The 13,526-nt window shown below is 66.1% G+C and carries 12 protein-coding genes; 10 read left to right on the top strand and 2 right to left on the bottom strand.

The features are described from left to right. Positions 1-91: 91 nt before the first annotated feature. Positions 92-1,255, bottom strand: coding sequence for a hypothetical protein (locus NU688_RS07680; protein WP_257859941.1), 1,164 nt, complete (start codon positions 1,253-1,255; stop codon positions 92-94). On the opposite strand from NU688_RS07680, the gene NU688_RS07675 reads away from it, so the two are divergent. The 4 genes from NU688_RS07675 (at position 1,254) to bioD (ending at position 5,485) form a co-directional block, all read left to right on the top strand. Next, complete coding sequence (locus NU688_RS07675) at positions 1,254-1,847, top strand: DUF3658 domain-containing protein (protein WP_257859940.1); 594 nt, start codon at positions 1,254-1,256, stop codon at positions 1,845-1,847. The genes NU688_RS07680 and NU688_RS07675 overlap by 2 nt on opposite strands. A gap of 299 nt (positions 1,848-2,146) precedes the next feature. Beyond that, the gene (gene bioA, locus NU688_RS07670; protein WP_257859939.1) at positions 2,147-3,541 is read left to right on the top strand and encodes an adenosylmethionine--8-amino-7-oxononanoate transaminase; all 1,395 of its coding nucleotides are present in this window, start codon (positions 2,147-2,149) and stop codon (positions 3,539-3,541) included. Beyond that, the gene (gene bioF / locus NU688_RS07665; protein ID WP_257859938.1) at positions 3,525-4,757 is read left to right on the top strand and encodes an 8-amino-7-oxononanoate synthase; all 1,233 of its coding nucleotides are present in this window, start codon (positions 3,525-3,527) and stop codon (positions 4,755-4,757) included. Before bioA ends, bioF begins: the two co-directional genes overlap by 17 nt. Further along, positions 4,754-5,485 carry a dethiobiotin synthase gene (bioD, locus tag NU688_RS07660; RefSeq protein ID WP_257859937.1) on the top strand — a complete coding sequence of 244 codons (732 nt, stop codon included), beginning with the start codon at positions 4,754-4,756 and terminating at the stop codon, positions 5,483-5,485. Before bioF ends, bioD begins: the two co-directional genes overlap by 4 nt. 128 nt (positions 5,486-5,613) lie before the next feature. Here the strand turns inward: bioD and NU688_RS07655 are convergent, their stop codons facing one another. Next, complete coding sequence (locus NU688_RS07655; RefSeq protein ID WP_257859936.1) at positions 5,614-6,648, bottom strand: aldo/keto reductase; 1,035 nt, start codon at positions 6,646-6,648, stop codon at positions 5,614-5,616. 268 nt (positions 6,649-6,916) lie between these two features. On the opposite strand from NU688_RS07655, the gene NU688_RS07650 reads away from it, so the two are divergent. From NU688_RS07650 to NU688_RS07625, 6 genes are all read left to right on the top strand, one after another. Then, positions 6,917-7,909, top strand: a complete 993-nt coding sequence (locus tag NU688_RS07650) for an AraC family transcriptional regulator (RefSeq protein WP_257859935.1) — start codon at positions 6,917-6,919, stop codon at positions 7,907-7,909. Between the two features lie 22 nt (positions 7,910-7,931). Further along, entirely contained in the window at positions 7,932-8,873 is a 942-nt protein-coding gene (locus NU688_RS07645; RefSeq protein WP_257859934.1) for a cation diffusion facilitator family transporter, read from the top strand. Between the two features lie 123 nt (positions 8,874-8,996). Beyond that, positions 8,997-10,229, top strand: a complete 1,233-nt coding sequence (locus tag NU688_RS07640) for a cyclopropane-fatty-acyl-phospholipid synthase family protein (protein ID WP_257859933.1) — start codon at positions 8,997-8,999, stop codon at positions 10,227-10,229. A gap of 198 nt (positions 10,230-10,427) precedes the next feature. Continuing rightward, positions 10,428-11,915 carry an MFS transporter gene (locus NU688_RS07635; RefSeq protein ID WP_257859931.1) on the top strand — a complete coding sequence of 496 codons (1,488 nt, stop codon included), beginning with the start codon at positions 10,428-10,430 and terminating at the stop codon, positions 11,913-11,915. 116 nt (positions 11,916-12,031) lie between these two features. Next, positions 12,032-12,304 carry a helix-turn-helix transcriptional regulator gene (locus NU688_RS07630; RefSeq protein WP_257859930.1) on the top strand — a complete coding sequence of 91 codons (273 nt, stop codon included), beginning with the start codon at positions 12,032-12,034 and terminating at the stop codon, positions 12,302-12,304. Further along, the gene (locus NU688_RS07625) at positions 12,294-13,514 is read left to right on the top strand and encodes a type II toxin-antitoxin system HipA family toxin (protein ID WP_257859929.1); all 1,221 of its coding nucleotides are present in this window, start codon (positions 12,294-12,296) and stop codon (positions 13,512-13,514) included. Before NU688_RS07630 ends, NU688_RS07625 begins: the two co-directional genes overlap by 11 nt. Positions 13,515-13,526 lie beyond the last annotated feature (12 nt).

Here is a 13,526-nt window from a genome sequence, read left to right as displayed (position 1 = left end):
AGCCTGGGCAGTTCAGCATCCACTGCACGCCGAAGCAGTCGGTCAGACCGCCGCCTATCGGAGTTCCCTTTGGCAACGATGGGCCCGGAGATCACGCTTGGCGTCGGTCGACCTCATGGACAAAGCAGGTTGCGCCATCCAGCACGTACTTGCCTCCGGCCTTCCAAAGCCGATAGGCCGGCTCCAGATCGAACGCCGGCTCGCCCTTGCGCAGACCCAGCGTCCCGAGGATTCCTTGCGGCGCCCGGGCCGGGCGCAGGAATTCGACGTTCATCGCCAGCATCAGCCAATCCCGGAGTACGAAGCTGGCCGCGATGCCATAGCAGGCCTCCTTGAGGCAGTACATCCAATGTGGGCGATCCTGGTCGGTATGGCGCAGTTCGTCGTCGAACCTGTCCATTGCCGCTGCGGCGGGTTCATAGGCTGGATCGTCGGGATTGCCCGGCTCGAAGCGAAGGCGCGCCAGGACATCGGCTTCGGCGTCGAGGTCGCGTCGGCGCAGGAACGCCACGCGCTGGGCGATGTCCTGCTTGGCGAGTTCCACCAGCGCGGACATGGGCAAGGCGTTGCGTTGCAACGGGCAGACATACCAGTAGAACCTTTCTTCACCATCCGTGAGCACCGACGCCTCGCTCAACAGATGATCGGCAAACAGTTGCTTGAGCCGAGACAGGAACTCGCCGGAATTCGGCAGATCGCCGAACAGGTGGTCGAACTCGGCGGGCTGCGCGTCCTTGATGAGTGCGAGGAAATGAGACCAGTCGTATTCCTTCTCACCTCGCTTGACCTGTTGCCACAGCTTCACGATGTCGTCGGCGTCGTCCGGGTGCGGTACATCGTCCGGGTCTGCGAGATAGGCGAAGCGATCGAGCGGCACGTGGATGTTGGCCACGAGCATTCCGTTGGCGCCGGCGAGCGGCTCTGACCCCTCGGGCCACCACCTCATTCCAGTCCGTCCCCACTCGGGGCCGATGGCTGCGTCGAGGCCGGTCCAGATGTCGTGCAGTGTCCTCTTCCGAGCCTCGTATTCCGGCGTGTACATCTCGACGTTTTTGCCCGGCAGTTCAAGGAGCCATGCCTCGATCAGATGTCCCTCTTCCGGGCCGATGTCGTCGGGTGCCTCGTGGCATATCTGGTTGATGAATCCCTTGCGCCACTTTCCGGGCAAGGATGCGTAGACGTGGTGGTTGGCACCGCCTGGCGCATGGCTGCCGTAGGCGATGAGGACCGAGGAATGGTTGTTGGGAACAGTCATGCGAAAGATGCTGGATGCCGATCTCTGTCAGCGGATTCTTGATGCGCGGTGCATCGTCGCATACGCTCCAACCATGATCAGACAACAAGACGCAGAGGCGTTGTACCAGGCCTACGAACGTGCCCTCGGCGCGCTGAGCGAGGCTGAAGCATTCCTCTGGAACATGTCCAAGGGACCTGCGCGCGACAAGCTGCTGCATGCGCACAGCGACATCACCGTGGACATGCTTTCCAGGCTGCGTGCCCCATTGGTTCTTCAGTTTCCCGAACTCGACAGCGGCACTCCAAAGGGGCCCCCGAGCACATTGCTGGAACCGGGTGAGCAGGAAGCGGTGAGCCGGCTGACCGCTGCGCAGACACGAGAAATCGATGAAACGCTTCTTGCTGCTTGCGGCCCGTCGTGGAAGAAGGTTGCGAGCGTGGTTGGCACAGCTTCGACGCAGGTCCCTGAGCAGCTTGCTGAAATTCCGGTCGGGTATTTCGCGCAAAGAGTGAAGGCCTTGGTCGAAGCGGGACGACTGGAAGCCCAAGGCGACCTTGACCACATGCGATACAGCGAAGTCAGGCTTGCCCAGCACGTGAACCAGAGGTGATGCAAAGCCTAGTAGTCGAGATCGGCCATCGGGCTGTCTGATAGCCACAAAATCAGCCTCGCATCGGCGGGAACCAGACATTCCGCCACTATCTTTGGCGCCTGCAAGACAACTTGCATTGGCCTCCTGCTGCGGCCTCTGCACGCGAAGCCACCGTGTTGCGCGAGGTTGCCCGGAACGGGCCGCCTATGACCGCCAACGTCGTTCAAGTGCAGGCCATTCCACACCCGCGCCAGCCGTTTGCCGCACCCGATCTGCGTCTATACGATCCCGCGCCTTGCCCCCAAAGGAATGCGCGGATGCCGCCAACGATTGCTTCTCCCTCGACGCCCGTGCCGTCGAAAAACGCCGGCTGGCAGCAGCGCAGCCGGCGCCATGTCTGGCACCCGTGCACGCAGAGCATCCGCCTCGAAGCAGTGCCGCCATTGCCGATCGCGCGGGGCGAGGGCGCTTGGCTCCTCGACCATGACGGCCGCCGTTATCTCGACGCGACAAGCTCGTGGTGGGTCAATCTTTTCGGCCATGCGCACCCGGCCATCAACGCCGCGCTGAAGGACCAGCTCGACACGCTCTCGCACGTGATGCTCGCGGGATGCACGCACGCGCCGGCCGTGGAGCTGGCCGAGCGCTTGTCTGCATTGACCGGCCACGCGCTCGGCCATTGCTTCTACGCTTCCGACGGCGCCTCGGCCGTGGAGATCGCGTTGAAGATGAGCTTCCACGCGTGGCGCAACGCCGGTCGGGGCGGCAAGCAGAACTTCGTCGCGCTGCGGCACGGCTACCACGGCGAAACGCTGGGGGCGCTGCATGTGACCGACGTGCCGGTGTTCCGCGACGCCTATGCGCCGCTGCTGGCGAATGCGCACCTCGTCGCATCGCCCGATGCGCGGACCGCACGGCAGGGCGAGGATGCGGTTGACGTGGCGTGCCGCGCCGCCGCTGAACTCGAAGCGCTTCTGGCCGAACGGCACGCGTCCATCGCGGCCGTGATCGTCGAGCCGCTCGTGCAGTGCGCCACCGGCATGGCGATGCACGATCCCGAATACCTGCGCCTCGTGCGCGCGCTGTGCGACCGCTTCGATGTGCATCTCATCGCCGACGAAATTGCCGTGGGGTGCGGGCGCACCGGTACTTTCTTCGCGTGCGAGCAGGCCGGCATCTGGCCCGATTTCCTGTGCCTCTCCAAAGGCATCAGCGGCGGCTACCTGCCGCTCGCCCTGGTGATGACGCGCGATGCGATCTACGAAGGCTTTGTGGACGACGACGTGGCGCGCAGCTTCCTGCATTCGCATTCCTACACCGGCAATGCGCTAGCCTGCCGCGCGGCGCTTGCAACGCTCGACCTGTTCGAGCGCGAAGACGCATTGCGGCGCAACCGTGGCCGCGCCGAACGATTGATCGGCCGGTTGCGCGAAGGCCTTCGCGGCATGCCCGTCGACCACCTGCGCCAGCGCGGAATGATCGCGGCCTTCGACGTGCGCGAGCCCGGCGCCCGGTTCGCGGAGCGCTTTCACCTCGCAGCGCGTGCGAACGGTTTGCTGATGCGGCCCATCGGCTCGACCGTCTATCTGATGCCGCCCTACGTGATCGGCGACGACGAGATCGATCGGCTGGTCGATGGCACGCTCGCCACGCTGCAAGCCGTGGCCGAGCCAACTCGCGCAGAAGGAGGCCAGGATGTTGCGCTTGCTTGAACGCCTGGAGGACGAGATCACCGCGCTCGATGCGCAATCGCTGCGCCGCCGCCGTCAGATCGCCGAGACGGCCTGCGCGCCCGAGCAGTCGCTGACGCTGGCTGGCACCACCGCACCGCGCACCATGCTCGGCTTCAGCAGCAACGACTACCTGGGCCTCGCCGCGCATCCGGCGCTGGCGGCCGCATTGGCCGAAGGCGCGGCGCGCTACGGCACGGGCAGCGGCGGGTCGCACCTGATCCTGGGACACTCGCGCGCGCATGCCGAACTCGAGGAGCGGCTGGCCGACTGGATGGCGCCGTTCATCCCCGAGGCGCGCAGCCTTTTCTTTTGCACGGGCTACATGGCGAACCTCGCGGTGCTGTCGGCGCTGGGCGGCGCGGAGGCGGTGATCTTCTCGGAGTCGCTCAACCACGCCTCGCTGATCGATGGCGCGCGGCTGGCCAAGGCGCGGGTCGAACGCTATCCGCATTGCGACGTGGCGGCGCTCGATGCGCAGCTTGCTGCCTGCGACGCACCCGTGAAACTCATCGTGAGCGATGCGGTCTTCAGCATGGACGGCAACATCGCGCCAGTGGCCGAACTGCTCGCGCTCGCAGAGCGCCACGACGCCTGGCTGGTGCTGGACGATGCCCATGGCTTTGGCGTGCTGGGCGCGACGGGCCGGGGCGTGCTGCAGGTGATGGCGCTGCGCTCGGAGCGGCTGGTGCTCATCGGCACGCTGGGCAAGGCGGCGGGTGTGTCGGGCGCATTCGTGGCGGCGCATCGCACCGTGGTCGATTACCTCGTGCAGCGGGCACGGCCTTACATCTTCACCACGGCCGCGCCTCCGGCGATTGCGCATGCGCTGCTCGCGAGCCTCGCGCTGATCGAAGGCGAGGAGGGCGATGCGCGCCGTGCGCAGTTGAAGGCGCGCATCGCACAACTGCGCCGGGGCCTGCAAGCGATCCTCCCGCCCGATGGCAGCGCCTGGTTGCCCGATTCACCGACCGCTATCCAGCCGCTGATCCTCGGCGACAACGCACGCGCGATGCGGACGATGGCGCAGCTCGATGCCCACGGCCTGCGTGTCGGTGCGATCCGCCCACCGACCGTGCCGGCCGGCACCGCGCGCCTTCGGATCGCGCTGTCGGCCAGCCACAGCGAGGCCGATGTGGCGCGTCTGGTCGATGCGCTCGGCGAAGCATTGGCGCAGCCATGGAAAGAGGCCGCATGACGCAGCGCCGCTGGTTCGTCACGGGCACCGACACGGGGGTCGGCAAGACGCTGGTCAGCAGCGCGATGCTGAGCTTGCTCGCCGCCTCGGGCCTGCGCGCGGTCGGCATGAAGCCGGTGGCTGCAGGCCTGGAACGTGTTGACGGCGCATGGCAGAACGAAGACGTCGAGCAACTGCGCGCGGCCGGCAATGTCGATGCGCCGCTGGCCTTGCGCTGCCCCTACCTGCTGCGCGCGCCGATGTCGCCGCACCTCGCGGCGCGGGAAGAGGGCGTGCGCATCGAACTGCCGCTGCTGCTGTCGGCTTTCGCGGCGTTGTCGCAGCGCGCGGACGCGGTGGTGGTCGAAGGCGTGGGCGGGTTCTGCGTGCCGTTCGGCGATGACCTCGACAGCGCCGACCTCGCGGTGGCGCTCGATCTGCCGGTGATCCTCGTGGTCGGGTTGCGGCTCGGCTGCCTGAACCATGCGCTGCTGACCGCCGAGGCCATTCGCGCGCGCGGCCTCGTGCTGGCCGGCTGGGTCGCGAGCGTCATCGAGCCGCAGATGCTGTCGCCCGAGGCCAACCTGCAGACCCTGCGCGACCGGCTCGGCGCGCCCTTGCTCGGCGTGGTGCCGCACCTGGCCGCGCCCGATGCGGCCAGCGCCGCGCGGCACCTCGACCTGCGCGCACTGCGCGCGACCGCGGGCCACGCGGCGCGGCGCTCGGCCGCGCTGGCGTTGGCGGCGTGACGCACTCAGAAGGTGTGAAGAAACCGTAGCGAGCGGTTCGAGCTTGCACCGAGGACCGGAGCCGTACTCTGTACGGTGAGGACCGCAGGTGCGAGATCGGACCGCGCAGTAGGTTTATTCACACCTTCTCAGGCCAGGTGCTTGTCGCGGTTGATGCGCTGGCGCTCCAGCATCCAGCCCGGGTACTCGGCCGGCAGCGCACTCGCCTTGTCGAGCGTGGCCAGTTCGTCGGCTGAGAGCTTGATGGCGGTCGCCGCGATGTTGTCGTCCAGCTGATCGACGCGCTTGGCGCCGATGATCACGCTGGTCACCACGGGCTGGTGCAGCAGCCACGCCAGCGCGATCTGCGCGACCGACACCTTGCGGGCTTCGGCCAGCACGCGCATCGCGTCGATGCAGTCGTAGGCGCGTTCGCGGTTCACCGGCGGGAAGTCGAAGGTGGCGCGGCGAGTGCCCTTTTCGGTTTCGGTGTGGCGGTCGACCTTGCCGCTCAGAAGGCCGCCGGCCAGCGGGCTCCAGACCATCAGGCCGACGTTTTCGCTGCGCAGCATGGGCACCAGTTCGCGCTCCAGGTCGCGCCCGGCGATGGTGTAGTAGGCCTGCAGCGATTCGAAGCGCGCGAGCCGGTCGCGCTCGGCGATGCCCAGCGCCTTGGCGATTTGCCAGGCCGCCCAGTTCGACACGCCCACATAGCGCACGTGGCCCTGCTGCACGAGGTTGTCCAGCGCGTGCACGGTTTCCTCGATAGGCGTGAGCGGATCGAAACCGTGGATCTGGTACAGGTCGATGTGGTCGAGCTGCAGGCGCTTGAGGCTCGCCTTGACGCCGTCCATGATGTGATAACGCGAGGCGCCGCTCGCGTTCGGGCCCTTGCTGCCGGTTTCGCCGAGCACCTTGGTGGCGACCACCACGCTGTCGCGCGGGATCTTGAGGTTCTTCAGCGCCTGGCCGGTGATGACTTCCGACTGGCCTTCGGAGTACACGTCGGCGGTGTCGATGAAGTTGATGCCGGCGTCGATGGCCCGGCCGACGAGGCCTTCGGCCTCGCTCTGCTGGAGATCGCCGATATGGGTCCAGATGCCCGAGCCGCCGCCGAAGGTCATCGTGCCGAGGCAGAGTTCGGAAACCAGGAGGCCGGTGCGGCCGAATTTGCGGTACTGCATGGAATAGGTCCTTTGTGTTCGGAGTGGTGTGGAGGTGTGTGGTGTTGGGGGATGCCGGGAGATGTCGGGAGGGGCATCGGTAAAAAGTATCCGCCCGCAGCCCCCGGCGCGGCGAGCGCGTTTCTGCAAAGTCTTTGCCTATTTCTCCAGACCTCGTTCCAGACCCGTGCAGATCCATGGGCGCGGCGCTAAGCTGCAAACCACCCGATCCTCCACGGTTCCCGCCACCGTGATTCCCACCGCCATCCCCCCGCGAGAGGCCCCCTGCATGTCCGACGAAACACCCGAAATCGCTGCAGCCATTGCCCAGCCGATGCCGCTGGAGCCCGAACTCGACGACGCCAGGAAGGAACTGGTGGCGCTCATCAACCGCATCACCGGCGGGCGCGACGGCACCGTGGAAACACCGGTGGCCGGCCTGCAGGTGTACTGCATCAGCAAGCCCGACCGCCCCAAGCACGCCTTCGCGACCCCGGCGCTCGGGCTGATCGCGCAGGGCTCCAAGCGGATCATCATGGGCGACGACATCTACGTGTACGACCCGATGCACTACCTGGTGACTTCGGTTGACCTGCCGGTGTGCGGCCAGGTGCGCCTGACCAGCGACAACGCGCCCTACCTGGGCCTCCGGCTGGAGCTTGCGCTCGACGAGATCGGCGAACTCATCGGCGACGAGAAGCTGCCCGCCAAGGCCAACGCGCCCGCCTCGCGCGGCATGTACGTCAACCGCATCGCGATGCCGGTGCTGGAGCCGGTGCTGCGGTTGCTGCGGCTGGTCGAGACGCCGGAAGACGTGCCGATCATGGCGCCGCTCATCAAGCGCGAGATCATGTATCGTCTGCTGGTGAACGGCGAAGGCGCGCGGCTGCGCCAGATCGCGCTGCAGGACAGCCACACTCAGCGCATCGCCAAGGCCATCAGCGCGCTGCGCATCAACTATGCGCAGTCGCTGCGGGTGGAAGACATGGCGCGCGCGGTGCACATGAGCGTGTCGTCGTTCCACCACCACTTCAAGGCCGTGACGGCGATGAGCCCGCTGCAGTACCAGAAGCAGCTTCGCCTGCAGGAGGCGCGCCGCCAGATGCTGGTGACCGGCGTCGACGTGGCGAGCGCGGCGCACAGCGTGGGCTATGAAAGCCCGTCGCAGTTCGCGCGCGAATACGGCCGCATGTTCGGCGCGCCGCCGCTGCGCGACAAGCAGCGCTGGCTTTCCGAGGCGGGCAACGATGCGATGGGGGCGGCTTCGATGGAAGCGGCCTGAGCAGCCCGGACAAACACGCCGCATGGCTGAATCGAAGGTCGCGATCTACGGCGCCATCGGCGCCAATGTCGCGATCGCCATCACCAAGTTCGTGGTCGCGGGCATCACCGGCAGCTCGGCGATGCTGTCCGAGGGCATCCACTCGGCGGTCGACACCTTCAACGGCGTGCTGCTGCTCGTGGGCCTGAAGCTCAGCAAGCGGCCCGCGACGCCAGAGCATCCGTTCGGCCACGGCAAGGAGCTCTATTTCTGGAGCCTGATCGTGGCGGTGCTGATCTTCGGGCTGGGCGGCGGCGTGTCGTTCTACGAGGGCATCCAGCACATCCGCGCGCCCGAGCCGATGCGCGACCCGACGTGGAACTACGTCGTGCTCGCGGCCGCCTTCGTGTTCGAAGGCGCGAGCTTCCTCATTGCGCTCAAGCAGTTCCGCGCGCAGGCCAAGGGCACGCCGTTCTGGCAGGCGCTGGACCGCAGCAAGGACCCGACCACCTACACCGTGCTGGCCGAAGACTCGGCCGCGCTGGTGGGCCTGCTGGTGGCCGGGCTCGGCATCTACCTCGGCCACACGCTGGACATGCCGGTGCTCGACGGCGTGGCCTCGGTGGTCATCGGCGTGCTGCTGGCCGGCGTGGCCGTGCTGCTCATCGCACAGGCGCGGGGCCTTCTCATCGGCGAGGGCATCCGGCCCGAGACGGCACGCGCCATCCGCGAGATCGCGATGGCGCAGCCCAGCGTGGAAGACGTGGGGCATGTGCTGTCGATGTACATCGGTGCCGACGAGGCGCTGGTGATCGTCGATGTGAACTTCAAGGACGACATCTCCACGGGCGAGGCGGGCGAAGCCATTGCGGTCATCGAGCAACAGGTGCGTGCGCGTTTTCCGACGATCAAACGCATCTTCATCGAGGCGACCGAGGCACCGCAGGCCGGCGCGGCATCGGCAAAGGATGGGGGCGCCTTGTAGCACTTGCTGCAATTTCTTGCGTCGTCACGACCATGCAGGTTTCAGAATTTTTCGTTATTGTTTTGCTCGCTGCAGCACCCCGGCGCACAGGCGCCGGGTGAACCAAACAACACGGAGAGATGCATGCTTTGGGAAAAGAAACTGGCGCAGTGGAGCGCCGCCGTTCGTGACCGCGCGAACCTGCCTGCGCGCCTCACGCTGTGGGACGGTCAGTCCTACGACTTCGGCAATTTCAGCGGGCCTTCGGTCACGCTGCACGTCAAGTCGCCGGCCGCACTGTCGCTGATGCTGCAACCCACGCTCGACAACCTGGGCGAGGCCTACGTCAAGAGCAAGATCGACATCGAGGGCAAGCTCAGCGACGTGATCGACATCGCCTACGGCCTCGCGAAGACATCGATCGACAGGCAGGGCGGGGCACTGCAGAACATGGCGCGCTACTTCACGCACACCAAGTCTTCGGACAGGAAATCCGTCCAGTACCACTACGACGTTTCCAACGAGTTCTACCAGCAGTGGCTGGACCCGAACATGGTCTATTCGTGCGCCTACTTCGAGAACGGCGACGAAGACCTCGCGACCGCGCAGTTGAAAAAAATCGACCACATCCTCACCAAGATCGACCTGCGGCCGGGCCAGACGCTGCTGGACATCGGCTGCGGCTGGGGCGCGCTGGTGATCCGCGCGGCGCAGAAGTTCGGCGCGCGCTGCGTGGGCGTCACGCTCTCGCAGAACCAGTTCGACCTGGCGACCGAGCGCGTGAAGGCCGCGGGCCTGGCAGACCGCATCGAGATCCGCCTGCAGGACTACCGCGACGTGACCGGCCAGTTCGACCGCATCACGAGCGTCGGCATGTTCGAGCACGTGGGCCGCAAGAACCTGCCCGCGTACTTCAAGCGGGTGCAGGAACTGCTGGCCGACGACGGCGTGGTGATGAACCACGGCATCACCTCGTCCGACCCGGAGGGTGGCGGCGTTTCGTACGGCGGTGGCGACTTCATCGACCGCTACGTGTTCCCCAACGGCGAGCTGCCGCACATCAGCCTTGCGCTGCAGGCCATGCAGCAGGGCGGGCTCGAGGCCTTCGACATCGAGAACCTGCGCCGCCACTACGCGCAGACGCTGCGCTACTGGAGCGACAGCTACGAGGCCAACAGCGACAAGCTGCACGCGATGGTCGACGAGGAGAAGTTCCGCATCTGGCGCGTGTACCTCGCGGGCTGCGCGTATGCCTTCGAGAACGACGACGTGGCGATCTACCAGATCGTGGGCCGCAAGGCAGGGCGCTCGGCGAAGACGCTGCCGTGGTCGCGCCGCTATATCTACGACGGCACTTCGGCGCTGAACGCGGGCTGATGTTTTCGGGGCGGCCGCGTCGTCATGGCGGCAAAGCGATATCGCAAGGCCGCATCAGCGCGTGAACAAGACAGCGGAGGGCCTGTGCGAGCACGGATTCGCGCAGCCCGATAGCATCACGGGCTCGCGGCTTCACACCACCTCGGCGCTCACCGGACACCCTGTTCGGGGCAGCCTCCCCGGCCCGCGAAAAACCCCATGAGCGTCAGCACCAAAACTACAAACCGCCCCCTGGTCATCGCAGCGATCATGGCCTCCATGGCCATGGTTGCCATCGAAGCCACCATCGTCTCGACCGTCATGCCGCAGATCGCCTCCGAACTCGGCGGGTTGCATCTCTACAGCTGGGTCTTCGCCTCGTTCCTGCTCGCGCAGACCGCGATGACCGTGGTGTTCGGCAAGCTCTCCGATCTGTACGGCCGCAAGCCCATCATGTTCGTGGGCATCGCGATCTTCGTCATCGGCTCGGTGCTCGCGGGCTTCTCGTGGTCGATGCCGGCCATGATCTGCTTCCGCCTCATTCAGGGCATCGGCGCGGGCGCGATCCAGCCGGTGTCGCTCACCATCGTCGGCGATCTCTATCCGGTGCGCGAACGCGGCAAGGTGCAGGGCTACCTCGCGAGCGTGTGGGCGGTGTCGGCGGTGGTCGGGCCGATGATCGGCGCGCTCATCGTGCAGAAGCTGTCGTGGGCCTGGATCTTCTGGGTCAACGTGCCCATCGGCCTGGCCGCGGCGGCGGGCTTCTGGTTCTTCCTGCACGAGGCGCCGACGGTGCGCCGCTCGTCCATCGACATGGTGGGCGCGGTGCTGTTCACAGTCGGCATTGCGTCGCTGATGATCGCGCTGACCGAGTTCGGCGTCGGCAACTCGGGCGTCGCGCTCGCGTGGGCAGGGCTCTTCGTCGTCACGCTTGCGCTCTTCATTGCGCAGGAGCGCCGCGCGGCCGACCCGATGGTGTCGCTCAAGCTCTGGGGTGCGCGAATGATCGCGACCGTCAACGGCGCGGCGATGCTGGCCGGCATGGTGCTGATCGGCATCACGACCTTTTTACCGATGTACGTGCAGGTGGTGCTGGAGCGCTCGTCGGTCACGGCCGGCCTCACGCTCACGATGGTGATGCTGGGCTGGCCCATCGGCGCGACGCTGACCTCGCGCACCTTTCACCGCATCGGGCTGTGGCGCATGGTGGTCGTGGGTGCGGCGCTGATTCCGGTCGGCACATCGACCTTCGCATTGCTCGGTGCCGGCAGTTCGCCGGTGCTGCCCGCCATCGGCTCGTTCATCATCGGTCTGGGCATGGGGGTGATGAGCCTGAGCTCGCTGATCCTGATCCAGGAGGGCGTGGAGCTGTCGCAGCGCGGCATCGCCACGGCCTCGAACGTGTTCTCGCGCAACCTCGGCAGTGCGCTGGGCGCGGCGTTCTTCGGCGCGGTGTTCAACTTCGGGCTGACGCGCAGCGACGGCAGCATGATGTTCACCGACGACGAGCTGCGACTGCTGCTGCAGGGCGTGCACGGCTCGGTGGCGGGGGATGCAGGGATTCGGCTGGCGCTGGGCAGTTCGCTGCATCTCACGTTTCTGATGATGCTGGTGGTGAGCCTGGGGGTGGTGGCGCTCGCGTTGTGGTTGCCGAAGGAAGGGCTGGAGACGCAGGCGGTGAAGGACAACAAGGCTGTGCAGAAGTAGCGGACGTCTGCCAAGCGTCGCTTCAGGTGGCCTTGTCCACGAGTTTTTTGGGCCATCCGCAGGAAAACTGTCCTGTTTAATGGACATTTATCCACAAATGTCTAAGAATGTGGCATATGAAGGACAAAATCCGACTGCCCATCGAACTAGGCCAAGCCATCCAGCGCGCGCGAAAAGAAGGCCGCCTGAAGGCGATCGATATCGCCGCGCGCTCGGGCCGCGCGCGCAACGTTCTCTATCGACTGGAGCGAGGGGAAGACATCACGCTGGCCTCGCTGTTCGACATCCTGCGCGCCATGGATCTCACGATCGGCCTGGAGCGCCTGGGCATGCCGACGTTGGAGGAAGTCACGGAACGCTTTGGGCAGGATGACGACGATGCTTCCTGAAAAGATCAGGCAGCTCGACGTCGAGATCGCCGGCGCGCCGGCCGGCCAGTTGCTCAAGCACTCGGTGTACGAGTTCCGGTATCTCGACGGCGGGGTGGAGCAGCCCTCGGTCGCATTGCTGATGCCGCCGACCCGTCCGACCTACCAGGACGGCGACCTCTTCGCCGTGATGGACCAGAACCTGCCCGAGGGCGATCTGTACCTGCGTCTGCGGGCGATGTTCCCCAAACAGCAACTCACCCCGATGCACCTGCTCGCGGTGGTGGGCTCCAACGGCATCGGGCGCCTGGGCTTTCGGCTGGCAGGCGCAGAGGCGCTTGTGGCGCCCCGGATCATCGACCGCAAGGCCTTGCTCGCCACCCGCTACACGCCCGAGGTGTTCGACGAACTGGTGCGCGCGTACCTGAGCACGGGCGCCGGCATTGCTGGCATGCAGCCGAAGATCATGGTGCCGGACCGGGTGAGCGTTCCGGTGCCCACGATCATCGTGAAGGCGGGCGCACCTTCCTATCCGGGCCTGTCGGCCAACGAGTTCATGTGCCTGACGGCGGCCGGTCATGCCGGCATCGAGACACCTACATTCGACCTCTCGGACGACGGGCAACTGCTGCTGGTCGACCGGTTCGATATCGCGGCAGACGGTTCCCGGATCGGCTTCGAGGACATCGCGGCGCTGATGAATCTTCGGGTGCGCGACATCCAGTCCGACCGGAAGTATCACGGGAGCTACCAGCGCATCGCCGAGTTGATGCAGTACCTCCAGCTGCCCAGCGAGAACCTCGAGCGCTTCTTCGAGCAGGTGGCGTTCAGCATCATGGTGCGCAACGGCGACGGCCACCTCAAGAACTACGGGTTGCTCTACACCTCGACCGCCGATTGCCGCCTTGCGCCGATGTTCGACGTGGTGACGACCTCGCTTTACCGGTACACGCGCTACGAAGGCGGACCCGAGCTCGAGGACCGCACGCTGGCGCTCAAGCTCTTCGCCGGCAAGGGCCACACGAAGGCTTACCCGACGACCGAGGAGTTGCTGCTGTTCGGCAGCAAGGTCTGCGGGGTCGCAAAGCCGGAACTCGTTCTCGCGCGAATCGCGGAGGGGATGCAGAAGACGCTGCGCCTGGCGGCCGGTGACCCGCGGATCCCGAAGGACCTGCTGGCGAAGATGCGAGAGATCTGGACCGATGGGATGACCTACGCCAAGGCGAAGTAGATCGCCGGATAC

This window comes from Variovorax sp. ZS18.2.2 (assembly GCF_024701975.1).
GTDB lineage: Bacteria > Pseudomonadota > Gammaproteobacteria > Burkholderiales > Burkholderiaceae_C > Variovorax.
This window is presented reverse-complemented; position numbering and strand designations above follow the sequence as displayed.